The sequence below is a fragment of the Pseudomonas sp. LABIM340 genome (genome assembly GCF_040017195.2).
Classification (GTDB): domain Bacteria; phylum Pseudomonadota; class Gammaproteobacteria; order Pseudomonadales; family Pseudomonadaceae; genus Pseudomonas.
This window is the reverse complement of sequence record NZ_CM200227.1, coordinates 4,354,568-4,372,896: the sequence shown is the minus strand read 5'-3', so window position 1 is coordinate 4,372,896 and position 18,329 is coordinate 4,354,568. Positions and strand designations below refer to the sequence as shown.

Sequence of the window (18,329 nt, the reverse complement as noted above, 5' to 3'; positions counted from 1 at the left end):
TGCCTGCGCTCGATCGCGCTGCGATGGAGCGGGTCCGTTCGTGCCGCCAGTCGGCTGTATGAGCGGGAATTCCTGGCTGCTCCGGTGAGGTTGCTACGCGAATGGTGGAGCTGCTGAATCGCCCGGAACCCGTCCGCTGCGAGTGTCTGCCGGGCGCAGGCAGTGTCCTGTCGGTTTTCGATTTTGACGGGACCCTGACCCGCCATGACAGCTTCCTGCCGTTCCTCTGGTTCGCTTTCGGCACGTTCGGATTCCTGCGGCGCCTGCCGGCCCTGCTGTTGCCTGGACTGGCCTTCGTCGTTCGGCGAATCAGTCGCGATGAACTCAAGGCCAGCCTGATTGCGGCTTTCCTGCGCGGCATCGACGCGCAATGGCTGTCGGACCGGGCGCACGCTTACTGCCGGCTCATCTGGGGCTATCTGCTGCGCCCGGAAGGGGTGCGCGGTGTGGTCGCCGAGCTGGATTCAGGGGCGGAGGTGACCCTCTGTTCGGCGTCCCCGGCGCTGGTGCTGCGGCCCTTCGCCGAGCGCCTGGGTGTCCGGCTGATCGCCACGGAGCTGGAAGTCGTCGATGGCCGCCTCACCGGTCGCATCGTTGGCGGTAATTGCCGCGCCGAGAACAAGGTGCTGCGCCTGCAGGCGAAGTACGGCCCCCTGACGGATTTCCGGCTACGCGCCTGGGGTGATACCCGGGGCGATCACGCCCTGCTGCAGGCCGCACAGGACCCGCATTGGCGGGTCTTCCATCCCCATTGGCGACGCACTCCGGGCCCGACGCGCCCGGCCGCCTGATCCGATCGACATTCCCTTTTCGAGAGCCGCAATCGTGGAACAGACACACATTGGTTTTCCCCCGCTGACGATGGCGGTCTTCGTCGGGCTGGCCCTGGCCGCACTTCTGCTGGACATGGCGACCCATCGCGACAACAAGCCCGTCTCCCTGGCCGGCGCAGTGGGCTGGTCGATCTTCTGGGTCGCGATTTCCCTGGGCTTCGCCGGCTTCCTCTATCTCCAGCACGGGGCTCAGGTGGCCAGCCTGTTCCTCACCGGCTATGCGCTGGAGAAGGTGCTGAGCGTCGACAACCTGTTCGTCTTCATCGCCATCTTCGCCTGGTTCAAGATGCCGGATGGCCTGCGTCACCGGGTGCTGTACTGGGGCATTCTGGGCGCCATCGTATTCCGCGCCATCTTCGTGGCCATTGGCACTGGCCTGCTGGTCTTCGGCCCCTGGGTGGAAATCCTGTTCGCTGCCATCGTTGCCTGGACCGGCGTGATGATGCTCAAGGGTGGCGGCGATGATGACGAGGAGGAGGACTATTCCAGGCACCTGGCCTACCGCTTTGCCAGCAGATTGCTCCCGGTCTGGCCGAAGCTGCTGGGCGGGCGCTTCTTCGTGGGCCGCAAGCAGCTCGAAGTCGAGGTGCAGAAGAGCGAAAACCAGGGCATCAGCCTGGCGACCAGGGGCGCGCTGTTTGCTACGCCGCTGTTCCTCTGCCTGGTGGTGGTCGAGGTGTCGGACGTGCTGTTCGCCTTCGACTCGGTTCCGGCGGTGATCGCCGTCAGCCGCAAGCCGCTGATCGTCTACTCGGCCATGCTGTTCGCCATCCTCGGCCTGCGCACGCTTTACTTCGTGCTCGAAGCGCTCAAGCGCTACCTGGTGCACCTGGAGAAGGCCGTAGTTGTCCTGCTGTTCTTCATTGCCGCCAAGCTCGGTCTGAACGCCACCGATCAGCTGTTCCACCACGGCATCGGTATCGATGCCAATACCAGCCTGCTCGTGGTGCTGGTCGTTCTGGCGCTGGGCATACTCGCCAGCCTGCTGTTCCCGGGCAAGGAGGACGCTCAGGTCGAGGATTCCGAGCGCTGATCCGGACAATACCGCTGTGTGAAAAGCCCGCCTCGCCGCGGGCTTTTTCATCTCCTGAAACCGCGGACTCGACGAAGCCGGTGATCGGATTTTTCAGGCTTTCGACGGAACCCTTCTCATTTGGCGCCAGATGCCGCCGTAGAGCAGTTCGGATGCGATGCTGCGAATCGCTCGAGCGCGCCGGGCGCGCAGATTTTTCACGAGTTTTTCACGGACTCCGCCCCGTGCCGCAGGCGGCATGGCCATTGGCCGCACCGCGCCAATTGGCCTGATCTAAGCTCCACTCAGGTTGGCCTCTCGAGCAGAGGTTTCCATGCGAAGTACTCCTGAAGAAAGCCTCCGAAGCGCACTGCAGGCCTGCCGCGAGAGTTTCCTGTTCGTGGGATTCTTCAGCCTGTTCATCAACGCGCTGATGCTCGTCCCGACCTTCTACATGCTGCAGGTCTACGGACGGGTCATCACCAGCGGCAGCCTGACCACGCTGACCATGCTGACGTTGATCATGACCCTGTTGGTGATCACGCTCGGTTCCCTGGAGTGGGTTCGCTCGCGCATCCTGGTGCGGGTCAGCACGCGGCTCGATGTGCTGCTCAGCCGCCAGGTCTACAAGGCGAGTTTCAAGCGGGCGCTGTACAGCGGCGGGATGGATGCCTCGGCTCAGCCGCTCAACGATCTGACCGGCCTGCGCCAGTTCCTTGCTGGCAGCGGCCTGTTCGCTTTCTTCGATGCGCCCTGGTTGCCCATCTACATCGCCGTGATGTTCCTCTTCCACCCCTGGCTGGGCTGGGTGGCGGTGGGCAGCGCTGTGTTGCTGCTGGTGCTCGCGCTCATCAACGAGAAGCTGACCGCGCCGGCCCTGGCGCAGGCCAACAAGGAACATATCGCGGCGTCGCTGCATACCACCAAGAACCTGCGCAACGCCGAAGTCATCGAGTCCATGGGCATGCTGGAAACCCTGATGGACCGTTGGGGCGCGCGGCAGCGCGGCGTACTGCTGCTGCAGTCCCTGGCCAGCGACAAGGGCGCGATCATCAGCACCATTTCCCGCACCTTCCGCCTGCTGGTGCAGTCGCTGGTGCTGGGGCTGGGCGCATACCTGGCCGTGGATCACCAGGTCGGGCCGGGCATGGTGTTCGCCGGTGCCGTACTGCTCGGCCGCGCGCTGGCGCCGCTGGACCTGATCATCGGCAGCTGGAAGGGCTTCATCTCGGCCCGCTCGCAGTACAACCGGCTCAACGACATCCTCGACAAGCTGCAGGCGCAGCCCGAACGCATGCCGCTGCCGGCGCCGCTGGGGCACATCCAGGTGGAGAACCTGGTGGTCACCGCGCCCGGCTCGATGACGCCGATCATCAAGAACATCAGCTTCAGCGTGCCCGCCGGTTGCGTGGTGGGCATCATCGGCCCGAGTGCGGCGGGGAAGTCGACCCTGGTGCGGGCGCTGATGGGCGTCTGGCCGCCGCTGCATGGCGTCGTCCGCCTGGACGGCGCGGACATCAGTACCTGGAACAAGCACGACCTCGGCCCGCACATCGGCTACCTGCCCCAGGACATCGAGCTGTTCGAGGGTACCGTGGGCGAGAACATCGCCCGCTTCACCGAGCTGGATTCGGAGAAGGTCATCCAGGCGGCGAAGATCGCCGGCGTCCACGAGATGATCCTGCTGCTGCCCGATGGCTACGACACCGTCATCGGCAGCGAAGGGCTGATGCTCTCGGGCGGACAGCGCCAGCGCATCGGCCTGGCCCGCGCGCTGTATGGCAGCCCGCGGCTTATCGTGCTCGACGAGCCCAACTCCAACCTCGACGACGTCGGTGATCGCGCCCTGGCGGCCGCCATCCACCAGCTCAAACTGAGCGGCGCGACCGTGTTCGTCATCACTCATCGCACCAACCTTGTTTCCCAACTGGACCGGTTGATGCTGATGAACGATGGCACCGTCACGCTCTACGGCTCCCGCGACCAGGTGCTGGCCGAACTCACCGCCAGGCAGCAGCCTCAGGTGCAGCAACGGCCCATGCCGGCGGGCGCGAGCATCGCTCCGGTGGATACCCACAAGGATGACGCCGATGCCCAGTCGCCCCATTGAGAGCTTCGCCGACCTGCCCGTGTCGGACCTCAAGGTGCGCCGCGTGGGGCTGGCCATCGTTGCGGTGACCTTCGGCCTGTTCGGCACCTGGGCTGCGTTCGCGCCGCTGGACGGCGCGGTCTACGCGCCGGGGGTGGTGACCGTGCAGGCCTACCGCAAGACGGTGCAGCACCCCGAAGGCGGCATCGTCAAGGAGGTGTTGGTGCACGACGGCGACATCGTCAAACGAGAGTCCCCGCTGATCGTGCTCGACGACGCACAGCTGCGTTTCGAATTCGACATGACGCGCAGTCAGCTGATCGCCGCCGAGGCCATGGAGGCGCGGCTGAAGGCCGAACGCGATGCGCAGGCGTCGATCGATTTCGACGGTGTCGGCGATCTGGCCAGCCCCCGCGGCGTGGAGGCGCGGCAGAGCGAGACGCAGGTCTTCAACTCTCGCCAGGGCTCGCGGCAGGGCCAGATTTCCGTGCTGCGCGAACGCATCGGTCAGCTGAACCAGCAGATCGACGGGCTGCAGTCGATGATCGGCGCCAAGGTCCAGCTGGCCAACTCCTACAGTGGCGAGATCGGCGAACTGTCCGACCTGCTGAAACAGGGTTACGTCGACAAGCAGCGCCTGCTCGAACAGCAGCGCAAGCTGGAGATGATCCGTGCGGAGGTCGCCGATCACCGTTCCACCATCAACCGCACGCGCCTGCAGATCAACGAAACGCAGCTGCAGATCCTGCAGATCGACAAGGACTTCAGCGCCGAGGTCGCCAAGCAGCTGGCCGAGGTGCAGACGCGCATCTACGACCTGCAGGAGAAGCGTTCGTCCTTGCAGGACCGCCTGGGCCGTATCGTCATTCGCGCTCCCGACGCGGGCATGGTGATCGGCATGACGGTGCACACCGTGGGCGGCGTGGTGCGCCCGGCGACGCCACTGCTGGACATCGTGCCCTCGGTGTCCGAGCTGGTGATCGAGGCCCAGGTGCCGCCGGTGGACATCGACCGGGTGGCCATCGGCAAGCGTGCGGACATTCGCTTCAGCGCCTTCAACAGCGCGACCACACCGGTGATCGAGGGCGAGGTGATCAACGTCTCGGCGGATCGCCTGGTCAGTGAAAAGACCAACGCCGCCTACTACCTGACGCGGGTCCGGGTCACCGAGAAAGGTGCCCATGCACTGGGCGAGCGCAAGTTGCTGCCGGGCATGCCGGCGGACGTGCTGATCATCACCGGGCAGCGCACCCTGTTGCAGTACCTGATGCAGCCGGCGCGCAACGCCCTTTCCCAATCGATGATCGAGGAATGACCATGGCTGCATCTTCTTTTGTGCTGGCGGGGGCGCTGATGCTGGTGGCGGGTGCTGCGCTGGCGCAGACCGCAACGGTGGTGCCCGCGGGAGTCAGTGTCGCCGACGACGCCACCGACCTGCTGCACCTGTACCATGAGGCGCGACTGGAGGATCCGCAGATACTGGCCTCCTACGCCCACGCGCAGGCAGGCAAGGAGTACCAGCGCGAGGCCATGGGCGTGCTGCTGCCGCAGCTGGCGCTCAACGCCGGGACCAACCAGATTCACCAGCGCAACGACCTGATCGACGAGAGCTACGACAGCGAGAACTACAGCCTGGTGCTGCGCCAGTACCTCTACAACAAGGCGGCCTGGGAGAACTACCAGAAGTTCAAGAGCATGGCCCTGCAGTCGGAATCCGAGGCGCTGGACGCCCAGGCCGAGGCCACCGTGGAGCTGGCGCGGCGCTACTTCACGGCACTGGCCGCCGAAGACGAGCTGGATCTGGTGATCGCCGAGAGGCGCACCACCCAGGAAAGCCTCGACCGGGTCAATGCATTGTTCGCCAAACAGTTGGCCCTGGTGACCGACCAGCTCGACCTGCAGGCGCGAGTGGACCTGCTCGCGGCGCAGGAACTGGAAGCACGCAACCAGGCGACCATCAGCCGTGAGGCGTTGACCGAGATCGTCGGGCGGCCGGTGAAGGAGCGTCTCAGCCGGGTGCGCGATGACGTGCGCCTGCAAATGACCGAGCAGAGCCTGGAGAACTGGGTGCGCGATGGCATTGCCCTCAACCCGGCGCTGAAGGCGCGGGAGAGCGGCGTCGAGGCGGCGGAGGCGGCGCTGCGCAGCGGCAAGGGCGGGCACTACCCGACACTGAGCCTGAACCTCAGCGCGCAGCAGACCAACGAGGGCTACAACAACTCCCTGGCGCCGCGCACCGACAGCTATGTCGCCGGCGTCGGCCTGCAGGTGCCGATCTACAGCGGCGGCTCCACTTCGGCGCGGGTGCGCGGGCTGTACCAGGACCAACTGGTGGCTGAGGAGCAACTGGAGGAAATCCGCCGGCGGGTGGTCAAGGAGATCACCAGCGCGTACCTCACGGCCAATTCCAACGGCGAGAAGATCCAGGCCAATCGCCTGGCCCTGGTCTCGGCGCACAAGTCGCGGGAGTCGGCGGAGAAGGCGCTGGGCTACGGCATGGTCAACGCGGTGGATGTGCTGGCCGCGGTACGCAACGAGTTCCGCGCCCGGCGCGACCTGCTCAAGACCCAGTACGAGTTCCTCAGCAATGTCTTCACCCTCAATCGCTGGGCGGGCAAGCCGCCGATCGAGAGCGTGCAGAGCGTGAACAGCTGGCTGAGCCCCGGCAGTTCCAGTCAGGACTTCCCGCGTCCCTGATCCCCGCATGCAGGGCGCTTGATGCACCCTCGCAGTTCCGGCTTGCGTCCTTGCACGGCCAACGAGTTCCCCGCTGCCGGTCGTCGTCTGCGCGTGCGCGCGGCTCGCGCAAAGTGCCGGGGTTGACGAGATTTTGACGAGGTTGCGCTTATCGTGATTCCTCTCAAGCCGCTCGTCGTTTAATTGACGAGTCGGGCCTTGACCGGCAGCCGCCTCCCGACTGTCGCGGGCGTTTCCAAGCTTTTGATTTTCCGGGCGTGGGGCGCGTTGCGGGGGACGGGCGGCACGACCGTTCGCCGCGAAATCGAACCGCTGGTCGACGGGTGGCAAGGCGGGTAGCGAAGCGGTCTGACCTAGACTCAGGTGACCGGACGAGGGAGCACAGAATCATGTGCAACTTGTTGATAGATATTCGTATTCATGCCGCCACGAAGGCTTTTTCCGGCCAGGGAAAGCCTCCCTTGGCCGGGCGCGCGGAGGTAACGCCCGCGCCAAAGAAGTCCTTGTCCGCCAGCTCCGGGGCTGGCACCGCGAGAACCTGTCACCGCTTGCGTCCTGCTTCCAATCGCCGTGGCCCGGTGAGACCAACACCGATGGGATGGAGCGCGCGAATCCTTTTGCAGAGGGGGTCAGCCAGCCATGTCTGACCACAGAAAGCCGATACGGGTGATGCTGATCGATTGCCGCCCGCTCGTGCTGATCGGCCTTAACGACCTGATCAATGCCAGGAAGCCACGCATGGAGGTCAGCGGCCAGGCCACGACCTACACCTATGCACTGGACCTCGCCGACCAGCAACGCCCTGACGTGATCTTCTTCAGCTTCTTCCCTGATGCCCTGAACCCGCTGGAAGTGGTCGGCGAACTGACCCGCAGCGCACAGATGAAAGTGCTGGTGCTCAAGGGGCTGTACGAGGCGGTGCCGGTCGCCCAGGCTATCGAGGCGGGCGCGCGGGGCATCGTGCTGGCGGAAGACCCGACCGAGTCGATCATCCAGGCCATCGTCAATGTCCACCATCGCGATATCGGCCTGGACCGCGCCTGGGCGGGCGGGCTTTCCGGCTATGCCGCCAGTGGGCATGTACCGCTCAAGTGCAACCACGAGCAGGCCAAGCAGGCGCGGCTGACGCTGCGCGAGCGCGAGCTGATCAGCGCCATCGTCGAGGACCCGTCGGCCAAGTACATGAGCATCGCCGAGCGCCTGGGCATCAGCGAGCACACGGTGCACAACCACCTGAGCAACATCTACCAGAAGCTCAACCTGATCAATCGCATGGACCTGCTGATGTACGCGCTCAAGCACGGGCTGGCCGGCAGCGAGGAGCCGCCGGAGTCGGCCTGGGTGGAGCTGGACCGGACGCAGCCGCCGGGCAATGGCTCGTCGCTGCGGGGCAGTTGAAGCGCCAGCTTCCTGCGTCAGTGTTTGTCGTGTTTCCTCCGTCCTGAAAAACGATGCGGGAGTGGTTTCCACACCACCCCCGCACCTCTCCCGCGTGCGAACTACGTGGCGCTGCCGTGCACGATATCGGTGTTGAGGATATCGACGCCGACCAGGGTGATGGTCGTCAGCTGCCCGCCAGTCTCGTGGATCGTCACGATACTGTTGGCGCCGCTGTTGTCGATGTTCTGCACGGTCGACGTGGCGTCGCCATTGAGCACCAGCTTGTCGCGCTGGCCGGTGGTGTCGAAGCCGGTGACCTGGTACTTGTTCTCGGTGCGTGCCAGGTCGATGTTGAAGGCCTCTTTGGTGCCGGTCACGCCTGTCAGCATGTAGTCGAAGGTTCCGCCGGCGGTCTTGTTGGCGAACAGGTTGGCGGTGAAGGAACTGGTCGCCGCGTCGCCGTCCTTGTCGGTCACCGTGGCGTTGAACGACAGCTTCACGTCGCTGGCCAGGTTCTCGACCTGTTTGATGAACTGGATGGTCGGCACCTTGATCATGCCCTCGGCCATGGTCAGCTGGATGGCATCGATCAGCTTGCCGGCGACAGTCTGCACGGTGAAGGATTTCTGCCCGCCGGACTCGTTCTGCAGGTTCGCCGCCAGCACCTTGATCGGCGCCCCGGACGTCGTGCCGTCGTCGTAGTAGGCGACGTAGTACAGCGATTCCGAGGTCGGGTCGTAGCCGCCCACCGAGTTGTCGATGAAGACCTTCACCGAGGTCAGCAGCGTCTGCGGGTTGGCGACGAAGCTGTCATCACCGGCGGTAATGCCGGCACCGCTGCCCTGCAGGACGTTGTTCTTCACGCCGATGCCGGAGGTGCTGACGTTGAGGGCCTTCTGGTCGTCGATGTAGGACGGCAGCGGGTTGGTCTGCAACTGCGCCTCGGTGGGGTCGGTCAAGCCCAGGCCGATACCGGTGAGGATGCTGTTCGAGCCGGTCTGTGGTGCCAGCGCCTTGGCCGCGAAGAACACCACGGCGTCGGTGCCGATGGTCAGGGTCTGCACCGGATCCGGGCCGCCAGCGCCGAGCTGGCCGTTGGCGGTGCTCAGCACCAGTGTCGAGCTGAAGCCCTGCACCAGGTCCAGGGTGTAGGTGCCGTCGGCCAGGGCCGTCAGCGTGTAGTCGACGCTGGTGTTGGCGGTGCTGGCGTTGTTGTCGAAGTCGCCGGTGAGGGTGCCGGCGAAGTGGAACGCGCCATTGGCATCCGGCGACGGTGACGTTTCGGTGAGCGTACCGGTCCCGGTGGTGGTGGTGCCGTTGGGCCGCACCAGGGTGAACTGGCCGTTCGCCAGGGCGATATCCAGGCCAGCCGCGCTGCTGCCGTCGGCGCCGAAGGCATGGTCCCAGTAGCCGGTCTGCGCGATGGTACTGCCGGTGCCGACGATGTTGCCGAAGGCCAGGGAAGGCCCGTCGTCCTTGAATACCAGATTCTGCCCGATGTTCAGGGTGGCCTGGGCGCTGTCGCCGTCCTTGTCGGTGATGGTCGCGGTGAGTTTCACCAGGCTGTCCGAGGTGAGGGTCCTGCTGTCATCCGGATCGCTGGCATTGGCGTGGACCACGGCGCGCATCTGGTCGAGGGTGACGTCACCGTTGCTGGCGGCGCTGACGGTGAAGACCAGTACGTTGCTGACGGCGGTACGACCTTCCACCACGCCGTTGTTGACCGACAGGTTGACCGCCTGCCCGGTGGCAGTGTCGACCAGCCCGGACGCTCCGGCGACCACGCTCAGGGCGTAGGCGAGGGTGCCCGGCCCGTCGGCGCCGTAGCCCGAGGTGAAGTTGGCGGCGAAGTTGGCCGTGGCGTTGGTGGCCAGCACGGTTTCGTCCACCGTCAGGGTCGGCTCGCTGCCGGTGGTGCTGATGGTCGGCCCGTCGTCCTTGAAGATCAGGTTCTGCCCGATGTTCAGCGTGGCCTGGGCGCTGTCGCCGTCGCCGTCGGTCTTGGTCGCGGTCAGGGTCACCAGGTTGTCCGAGGTGAGCGTCCGCGAGTCATCCGGGTCGCTGGTGTTGGCGTGGACGATGGCGCGCTGCTGGTCGAGGGTGACATCGCCGTTGGCATTGACGCTGACGGTGAACACCAGGTCGTTGCTGATGGCGCAGCGGCCTTCCACCACGGTGCCATTGAGCGAGAGCACCACTGACTGGCCGGTAGCGGTATCGGTGAGCCCGGAAGCGCCCGAGACGCAGCCCAGGGTGTAGGTCAGGGTGCCGGCCCCGTCGGCGCCGAACGACGAGAGGAAGTTGGCGGAGAAGGCCTGCAGGGCGTTGGTGGTCAGGTCCGAGTCATCCACCGTCAGCACGGGTTCCGTGCCGGTGGGGCTGATGCTCGGGCCGGCATCCTTGAACACCAGGTTCTGCCCGATATTCAGGGTGGCCTGGGCGCTGTCGCCGTCGCCGTCGGTCTTGGTCGCAGTGAGTTTCACCAGGTCATCGGAGGTGAGCGTCTTCGCGTCATCCGGGTCGGTGGTGTCCGGGTGCACGATGGCCCGCAACTGGTTCAGGGTGACGTCACCGTTGGCGGCGACGCTGACGGTGAACACCAACTGGTCGGTGGTAGCCGTGCGGCCCTCCACCACGGCGCCGTTCATGGACAGGTTCACCGCTTCACCGGTGGCCGTGTCGGTCAGCCCGGAGCCTCCGGCAATCACGCTCAGCGCATAGGTCAGGGTGCCGGCGCCGTCGGCGCCGAAGCCCGAACTGAAGTTGCCGGCGAAGCCCTGGGTCGCGTCGACGGTCAGGTCGGATTCGTCCACCGTCAGGGTCGGCTCGACGCCGGTGGTGCTGATGTTCGGGCCGTCGTCCTTGAACACCAGGTTCTGCCCGATGTTCAGCGTGGCCTGGACACTGTCACCATCCCCGTCGGTCTTGGTCGCGGTGAGTTTCACCAGGTCGTCGGAGGTCAGGGTCGTCGAGTCGTCCGGGTTGGTGGTGTCGGTATGGACTACCGCGCGGAGCTGATCGAGGGTCACGTCACCGTTGGCAGCGACGCTCACCTTGAACACCAGGTCGTTGCTGGTGGCTGTGCGGCCTTCCACCACGCCGTTGTTGACCGACAGGTTGACCGCCTGGCCCGTGGCCGTGTCCGTCAGCCCGGAAGCGCCCGCCACCACGCTCAGCGCGTAGGTCAGGGTGCCGGCCCCGTCGGCGCCGAAGCCCGAAGTGAAGTTGGCGGCGAAGCTCTGTGTGGAGTCGGTGGTCAGGACTGATTCGTCCACCGTCATCACTGGCTCGACGCCGGTGGTGCTGATGCTCGGGCCGTCATCCTTGAACACCAGGTTCTGGCCGATGTTCAGCGTGGCCTGGGCGCTGTCGCCGTCGCCGTCGGTCTTGGTTGCGGTGAGCTTCACCAGGTTGTCGGCGGTGAGGGTCCTGGAGTCATCCGGGTCGCTGGTGTTGGCGTGCACGACCGCGCGCTGCTGGTCGAGAGTGACGTCGCCATTGGCAGCCACGCTGACGGTGAATACCAGCTGGTTGGTGGTGGCGGTGCGGCCTTCGACCACTCCATTGTTGACCGACAGATTCACTGCCTCGCCCGTGGCCGTATCGGTCAGCCCGGAAGCGCCGGCAACCACGTTCAGCGCATAGGTCAGCGTGCCGGCACCGTCAGCGCCGAAGGCCGAGGTGAAGTTGGCGGCGAAGTTCTGCGTGGAGTCGGTGGCCAGGACCGATTCGTCCACCGTCATCACCGGCTCGACGCCAGTGGTGCTGATGTTCGGACCGTCATCCTTGAACACCAGGTTCTGCCCGATGTTCAGCGTGGCTTGGGCGCTGTCGCCGTCGCCGTCGGTCTTGGTCGCGGTGAGCTTCACCAGGTTGTCGGCGGTGAGCGTCCTGGAGTCATCCGGGTCGCTGGTGTTGGCGTGGACAATGGCGCGCTGCTGGTCGAGGGTGACGTCGCCGTTGGCGGCGACGCTGACGGTGAACACCAGCTGGTTAGTGGTGGCGGTGCGGCCTTCGACCACGGCGCCATTCATCGACAGGTTGACCGCTTCGCCGGTGGCCGTGTCGGTTAGCCCCGAAGCACCGGCGATCACGCTCAGTGCATAGGTCAGGGTGCCGGCCCCGTCGGCACCGAAGGCCGAGGTGAAGTTGGCGGCGAAGTTCTGCGTGGAGTCGGTCGCCAGCACGGATTCGTCCACCGTCATCACCGGCTCGACGCCGGTGGTGCTGATGTTCGGGCCGTCGTCCTTGAACAACAGGTTCTGGCCGATGTTCAGCGTGGCCTGGGCGCTGTCGCCGTCGGCGTCGGTCTTGGTCGCCGTCAGTTTCACCAGGTCGTCGGAGGTGAGGGTCTTCGAATCATCCGGATCGCTGGTGTTGGCGTGGACGATGGCGCGCTGCTGGTCCAGCGTCACGGTGCCGTTGGCAGCCACGCTGACGGTGAACACCAGGTCGTTGCTGATGGCTGTGCGACCTTCCACCACGGCGCCGTTCATGGCCAGGTTCACGGCTTGGCCGGTGGCGGTGTCGACCAGCCCCGATGCCCCGGCGATCACGCTCAGCGCGTAGGTCAGGGTGCCCGCGCCGTCGGCGCCGAAGGCCGAGGTGAAGTTCGCGGCGAAGCTCTGCGAGGCATCGGTAGTGAGGACGGATTCGTCCACCGTCAGCGTCGGTTCGGTGCCGGTGGTGCTGATGCTCGGGCCGTCGTCCTCGAAGATCATCTTCGAGCCGATTTCCGCGGTGGCGGTGGAGACCTGCAGCAGCTTGAAGCCACCGATATCGAAGGCGGCATGGTCATTGCCCTTGGCGCCGACCGCAGAGCCGTTCTCGACCAGCACGCGGTTGTGGTCGGCTGTCGTGGTGTACTCGATCTTGTAGCCGGCCAGCACGCCGGTAATGGTCGCCACGCCACCCGTGATGGTGATGGTGATGCTTGGATCGTTCACCAGACCGTTGGAGTTCTCCAGCACCGTACCGGTGGTGCTGTTGAGAACGCGGACGTTGGTGATGGCGACTGTCGCGTCGCCGGCATAGCCGTCGATGAAGGCGTTACCTGCTTCGACCGCGGTGCTGAAGGCGCTGAGCTTGACGATGGCGCTCTTGCCGCTCTGCAACTGCACGACATCGAAGCTGGCGGTCTTGGCATTGAACATCTGGGTGAAGTCGATGTTGGCTTCAACGTCCGCTTCGTTCTGGTCCAGGTTGGGGATGGTCACATTCTGCCGGGCGCCGGTGACGAAGGTGAACCTTATGCCTTCCTGCTCGGTGATCATCTGGTTGTTGGTGCCGAAGGTGGTCGGGCCGCCGGCCTGGCTGGTGTTGATGGTGTCGCCGGTGGTGATGTTGGCGCCGCTGGACTGGTTGGCCGGGTCCTTGCCGGTGGCGATGATGGTCGGGTCGGTGATGCGCACCACCCCGTTGTCAGTGACCGTCGTCGGGTTGGCCGTGGTGAACATCAGGAACAGGTTCTGCCCGGACGGGGCGTCGGCCAGGCTGAAGGTCAGGTCCTGGCTGGTACCGATGAAGACCTTGTTGGTGAGGTCGAGGGCGTCGTCGGGATTGTTGGTGACCGGGTGCTTGAGCGGCTGGTATTCCACGGTCCAGATCTTGCCGCCGCTGACCGGCGAACCGGTTTCCTCGATATAGGCGGCGAACACGATGGCGCCCGCGGGGCCGCCGGCACGTCCGACGAGCACGTTGTTGTTGGTGGTGTCGGTGTAGAGAAGGATGTCCTGCCCGGCGAGGGTATCCAGGCCGCTGTCCAGGCCGTTGAGCGGTGCGCCGCCGCTGCCGGTGAAGAGGATGTCGGTGATCGCGCCGCCGGGTGCGGCGCTGATGGTGAAGGCATTGCTGCCGGTATTCCCGGCTGCGCCGGTATAGCCGCTCAGGGCGGCGCCCGAAGCAGTGCCAGCGCCCAGGGCGGTCAGGCGGGCGGTAAACGCGGCGGGCAGGGAGGCGAGGAGGATGTCGTTGTCATTGGCGTCGCCCGCCGGGCTCGGGGTGGCCGTGGCGTTCTGCAGGCCGGCGGTTTCGTCCGCCGAGACGGTCACACCGGTCGCCGACACGATGGGGCCGGCATCGGTAAAGGTGGCGGTCGCCATGGCGCCGTTACTGGAGGCGGAGAGCAGGAAGCGTGCCCCGGCGGAGTCGTCCGGGTCGACGTACCAGGATGTGGTGACGCTGCCGTTGGCCTGGCCGTCCAGGTCGCCGGCGCCGCCGTCGGTCACGTACCAGGGCTCGTGTCCGGCACCAGCGCTGGTGTTGAGCACGTCATCTGCGGTGCCCCATACGCCGTCGGCGCCGGGATTGGTGGCGTGGTCCACCTCGATCTTCACGGTGCTGCCGGCAGTGAAGCCGCTGGCGGTGATGATGGCGGTGCTGCCGGGGGCGTAGTCGTTCTGGTCGGTGGTAACGGAAGGGCTGTTGGTGTCATCTGCGGTGGGGCGCGTTGGCGACGCAATCTTCTTATGGGCGGTCATGATGTTCTCCCGAGCATTTCCATGCGTGGCGGCCAGACCTCGACTGCTGGCCTTTTACTGCTACATGCCACGACTATGGGGACGCCCCGCGGAATGCGCATCGGCCGATACTCCCAGGCGAGCTGGGAGTTTCGGACTAGGCGGGCAGGGCAGCGCAGGCGCTGCGCGGGTTGCAGCGCTGCGCTTGCCGACGGGAGGTAGAAGCGTCGGATTTTCGAGGGAGGCGGTGGCGAACAGCTGGCGATCGCCCATGAAAAAGCCCGCATTGTGCGGGCTTCTCTGGTTCTGCTCGGCGCTTAGTGCTTCGGCGTGTCTTCCGGCAGGGCGAGCAGCTGCTTCTCGCGGTTCCAGTCGAAGGGCTCGCCGTTTTCTTCGGCTTCGAAGCGACGCTCGTCGAGCTGCTGGTACATCTGCAGCTCTTCGTCGGGCATGTAGTGCAGGCAGTCGCCGCCGAAGAACCACAGAAGGTCGCGCGGGATCAGGTGGGCGATCTGCGGGTAGCGGTGGAAGATCTGGCTGATCAGGTCCTGGCCCAGGTACTGGGCGCCTTCCGGGTCGCGCGGCAGTTCCACCAGCAGCTCGTCGAAGCGTTCGAGGAACAGGCCGTGGTTGTCCTCGGGAACCTGCTCGGCTTCGCCCAGGGCGCCAAGGATCATGCGCAGGTGGTTGAGCAGGGCGATGTGGTGGTCGAGATAGGCGCTGGCCATGGGATTCCTCTGGAGCTGTGTGCAAACGGCCGGGGAGTATATCGGGTTTCGCCGCCGCTGCCGCCGGAACGATCAGCGGAGCGGGCGCATCTGGATCTGCCGCCGCTGGTTGTCGATCTGCTGGCGCTGCTGGTCGAGCATCCGCTGCTGCTGTTGCAATTGATCCTGCTGCAGCTCGTTCTTCTGCCGCTGGATCATCTGGTCGCTCTGCCGGCGCTGTTCGTTCCAGCGTTGCTGGTTGTTCTGCTGGCGCTGCAGGCCCTGCTGCTGCATCTGCAGGCGCTGGTCCTCGTAGTTCAGGCGCTGGCTGTCGAGCTGGTTCTGCCGCAGCTGTTGCTGGCGGCGCAGGCTGTCCTGCTGTTGCTGGATCGGGTCGATGACCGGGCTGGGCGTTGGCGCCGGACGCGGCCGGCTGGGGTAGAGCCAGGGATCGGCGTGGACGCTGCCGGCCAGCAGCACGAGCAGCAAGAGGATGGATCGACGCATGTGCGGGTCTCCATGGGGGGTGATGCCTTCAGTGTGCACCCGATAGCCCGCGCAGGCATTGCTGTGCGTCGGAGAAAAAAGAGGCGCCCGAAGGCGCCCCGTGCGTGAAAGCTGCTGCTCAGTCGGCCTTGCCGGCCAGCTCTTCTTTAGAAAAATCGTCCACGTCGATCACCGCGCGGCGAGCGCGTTCGGCGGAGTGCAGGGTTTCCGCTTCCGCGGCTTCCAGCACGCCCGCCTCGGCGGCGGCATCGATGGGCGACTGCCCTGGCCTGGGATTGACGCCGTGCTCCTTGAGCGCCTTGTGCAGCTTCTTCTGCAAGGGCGCTGCGGCAGCGAGCTGGTCGTAGGCGAAGGTGAGCTTGGCGACCGGATCATCCGGGCCACTGGGTAGATGGGCGCCGGCGAGGATTGCCTGGAGCGCCGGGTCGCTCAGCGGGCGGCCGAGGATGTGGGCGATCTCGGCATCCAGCGCGTCGCTCGGGCCACGGTGGCGACGGCCCAGCGGTAGCACCAGCACGCGCAGCAGGCAGCCGACGGCGCGGTTGGGGAAGTTGTCGATCAGGTCGGCCAGCGCGGCTTCGGCCTTCTCCAGGTTTTCCTCCATGGCCCAGTGCAGCAGCGGGTGCAGGTAGTCCGGGTTGTCCAGGTCGTGGTAACGCTTGAGCGCGGCGGAGCCCAGGTAGAGGTGGCTCAGCGCATCGCCCAGGCGTGCGGACAGGCGTTCGCGGCGTTTCAGCTCGCCGCCGAGCATCATCATGCTGAAGTCCGCGAGCAGGGCGAAGGACGCGGCCAGGCGGTTAAGCGCGCGGTAGTAAGGACGGCTGATACGGTCGCCCGGCACCTGGTCGAAGCTGCCGAAGCCCAGGCCCAGCAGCAGGCTGCTGGCGGCATTGCTGACGGCGAAGCCGATGTGGTTGAGCAGCAGTTCATCGAACTCGCGCTCGGCCTGGTCCTGGTCCTCGCGGCGGGCCAGTTCCATCTCCTTGAGCACGTACGGATGGCAGCGGATGGCGCCCTGGCCGAAGATCATCAGGTTGCGCGAGAGGATGTTGGCGCCCTCGACGGTGATGAAGATCGGCGCGGCCTGCCAGGAACGGCCCAGGTAGTTGTTCGGGCCCAGGATGATGCCCTTGCCGCCGTGGATATCCATGGCGTGGGCGATGCAATCGCGGCCGCGTTCGGTGAGGTGGTACTTGAGGATGGCCGAGAGCACCGAGGGTTTCTCGCCCAGGTCCACCGCGTTGGCGGTGAGGATGCGCGCGCTGTCCATCATCCAGGCGTTGCCGCCGATGCGGGCGAGGGCTTCCTGGATGCCTTCGAAGGCCGACAGCGGCACGTTGAACTGCTCGCGTACCTGGGCATAGCGGCCGCTGACATAGCTGCCGGCCTTGGCGGCGCTGGTGCCCACCGCCGGCAGCGAGATCGAGCGACCCACCGACAGGCAGTTCATCAGCATCATCCAGCCTTTGCCGATCATTTCCTGGCCGCCGATGATGTACTCCAGCGGCACGAATACGTCCTTGCCGGAGTTGGGACCGTTCATGAAGGCGGCGCCCAGCGGCACGTGGCGACGGCCGATCTGCACGCCCTTGGTGTCGGTGGGGATCAGCGCCAGGGTGATGCCGAGGTCTTCTTCATCGCCCAGCAGGTGGTCCGGGTCATGGCACTTGAAGGCCAGGCCGAGGAGGGTGGCCACCGGGCCGAGGGTGATGTAGCGCTTCTCCCAGGTCAGGCGCAGGCCGATGACTTCCTCGCCTTCCCACTGGCCCTTGCAGACCACGCCGACGTCGGTCATGCCGCCGGCATCGGAGCCGGCCTGCGGGCTGGTCAGGGCGAAGCAGGGAATCTCGTCGCCAGTGGCGAGGCGCGGCAGGTAGCGCTGGCGCTGGGCGTCGGTGCCGTAGTGCAGCAGCAGTTCGGCCGGGCCGAGGGAGTTGGGCACCATCACGGTGGAGGCGAGGTCGCCACTACGGGTGGCGAGCTTCATCACCACCTGGGAGTGAGCGAAGGCGGAGAAGCCCTTGCCGCCGTATTCCTTGGGAATGATCAGGCCGAAGAAGCCCTGGCTCTTGATGTAGGCCCAGGCTTCGGGCGGCAGGTCCATGGCCTTGCCGACCTGGTAGTCGTCGATCATCGCGCACAGCTGCTCGGTGGGGCCGTCGACGAAGGCCTGCTCCTCTTCGGTCAGTTGTGCCTTGGGGTAGCCCAGCAGGGTGTGCCAGCCCGGGCGGCCGCTGAACAGCTGGCCATCCCACCAGACGGTGCCGGCCTCGATGGCCTCGCGTTCGGTCTCGGACATCGGCGGCAGGGTCTTCTTGAACCAGGCGAACAGCCGCGAGGTGAACAGGCTGCGGCGCAGGTCGGTGGCGAGAATGGTCACCGCGACCACGGCCCAGAGCAGCCACAACAGCACCATCCAGCCATGGGCGTGGCTGAACAGGCTCATCAGTGCGAGGTACACGGCAACGATGCCGAGTGCCTTCAGGGGCGCGGCGCGGCGGTGCGCGAGCCAGGCGACGCCGAGGATCAGGACGAGTAACCAGACGAGCAGCATGCGGATTCCTCCATGACAACCCAACCCGGCGACAGCAGGCCGTAGTGGGCTTGGTAACGAGAGTGCGCGAGCACAGCGGCAGGTATTCCCCG

Annotated in this window: 10 protein-coding genes; 6 read left to right on the top strand and 4 right to left on the bottom strand. The window is 65.8% G+C overall.

Annotated elements, in window-relative coordinates; all coding sequences use genetic code 11:
• Positions 1 to 101 precede the first annotated feature (101 nt).
• The 6 genes from ABKS89_RS19855 to ABKS89_RS19830 all read left to right on the top strand — a co-directional run bounded on the left by ABKS89_RS19855 (position 102) and on the right by ABKS89_RS19830 (position 8,029).
• Entirely contained in the window at positions 102 to 791 is a 690-nt protein-coding gene (locus ABKS89_RS19855; RefSeq protein ID WP_348586763.1) for an HAD-IB family phosphatase, read from the top strand.
• Between the two features lie 34 nt (positions 792 to 825).
• Entirely contained in the window at positions 826 to 1,866 is a 1,041-nt protein-coding gene (locus ABKS89_RS19850; RefSeq protein WP_348586762.1) for a TerC/Alx family metal homeostasis membrane protein, read from the top strand.
• Positions 1,867 to 2,179: 313 nt separating this feature from the next.
• Positions 2,180 to 3,955, top strand: coding sequence for a type I secretion system permease/ATPase (locus tag ABKS89_RS19845; RefSeq protein WP_348586761.1), 1,776 nt, complete (start codon positions 2,180 to 2,182; stop codon positions 3,953 to 3,955).
• On the top strand, positions 3,936 to 5,249 hold the full coding sequence (locus tag ABKS89_RS19840) for an HlyD family type I secretion periplasmic adaptor subunit (RefSeq protein WP_348586759.1): 1,314 nt from the start codon (positions 3,936 to 3,938) through the stop codon (positions 5,247 to 5,249). Before ABKS89_RS19845 ends, ABKS89_RS19840 begins: the two co-directional genes overlap by 20 nt.
• 2 nt (positions 5,250 to 5,251) lie before the next feature.
• Entirely contained in the window at positions 5,252 to 6,631 is a 1,380-nt protein-coding gene (locus ABKS89_RS19835; RefSeq protein ID WP_348586758.1) for a TolC family outer membrane protein, read from the top strand.
• A 639-nt stretch (positions 6,632 to 7,270) separates the two neighbouring features.
• Positions 7,271 to 8,029, top strand: coding sequence for a response regulator transcription factor (locus ABKS89_RS19830; protein ID WP_138214801.1), 759 nt, complete (start codon positions 7,271 to 7,273; stop codon positions 8,027 to 8,029).
• Positions 8,030 to 8,130: 101 nt separating this feature from the next.
• On the opposite strand, the gene ABKS89_RS19825 is transcribed toward ABKS89_RS19830, so the two are convergent.
• The 4 genes from ABKS89_RS19825 to ABKS89_RS19810 form a co-directional block, all read right to left on the bottom strand.
• The gene (locus ABKS89_RS19825; RefSeq protein WP_348586757.1) at positions 8,131 to 14,490 is read right to left on the bottom strand and encodes a DUF5801 repeats-in-toxin domain-containing protein; all 6,360 of its coding nucleotides are present in this window, start codon (positions 14,488 to 14,490) and stop codon (positions 8,131 to 8,133) included.
• Positions 14,491 to 14,786: 296 nt separating this feature from the next.
• Complete coding sequence (locus ABKS89_RS19820) at positions 14,787 to 15,197, bottom strand: PA2817 family protein (protein ID WP_045208986.1); 411 nt, start codon at positions 15,195 to 15,197, stop codon at positions 14,787 to 14,789.
• 72 nt (positions 15,198 to 15,269) lie between these two features.
• Complete coding sequence (locus ABKS89_RS19815; RefSeq protein ID WP_348586756.1) at positions 15,270 to 15,683, bottom strand: PA2816 family glutamine-rich protein; 414 nt, start codon at positions 15,681 to 15,683, stop codon at positions 15,270 to 15,272.
• A gap of 118 nt (positions 15,684 to 15,801) precedes the next feature.
• Positions 15,802 to 18,237: an acyl-CoA dehydrogenase gene (locus tag ABKS89_RS19810; protein WP_348586755.1), complete on the bottom strand. Its 2,436-nt coding sequence runs from the start codon at positions 18,235 to 18,237 to the stop codon at positions 15,802 to 15,804.
• Positions 18,238 to 18,329: the final 92 nt, after the last annotated feature.

Bases quoted from the DNA above. Each gene is read 5' to 3' on its own strand.
- ABKS89_RS19815 (WP_348586756.1), bottom strand. From the start codon at position 15,683: ATGCGTCGATCCATCCTCTTGCTGCTCGTGCTGCTGGCCGGCAGCGTC.
- ABKS89_RS19825 (WP_348586757.1), bottom strand. From the start codon at position 14,490: ATGACCGCCCATAAGAAGATTGCGTCGCCAACGCGCCCCACCGCAGAT.
- ABKS89_RS19810 (WP_348586755.1), bottom strand. From the start codon at position 18,237: ATGCTGCTCGTCTGGTTACTCGTCCTGATCCTCGGCGTCGCCTGGCTC.
- ABKS89_RS19840 (WP_348586759.1), top strand. From the start codon at position 3,936: ATGCCCAGTCGCCCCATTGAGAGCTTCGCCGACCTGCCCGTGTCGGAC.
- ABKS89_RS19835 (WP_348586758.1), top strand. From the start codon at position 5,252: ATGGCTGCATCTTCTTTTGTGCTGGCGGGGGCGCTGATGCTGGTGGCG.
- ABKS89_RS19845 (WP_348586761.1), top strand. From the start codon at position 2,180: ATGCGAAGTACTCCTGAAGAAAGCCTCCGAAGCGCACTGCAGGCCTGC.
- ABKS89_RS19820 (WP_045208986.1), bottom strand. From the start codon at position 15,197: ATGGCCAGCGCCTATCTCGACCACCACATCGCCCTGCTCAACCACCTG.
- ABKS89_RS19830 (WP_138214801.1), top strand. From the start codon at position 7,271: ATGTCTGACCACAGAAAGCCGATACGGGTGATGCTGATCGATTGCCGC.
- ABKS89_RS19855 (WP_348586763.1), top strand. From the start codon at position 102: ATGGTGGAGCTGCTGAATCGCCCGGAACCCGTCCGCTGCGAGTGTCTG.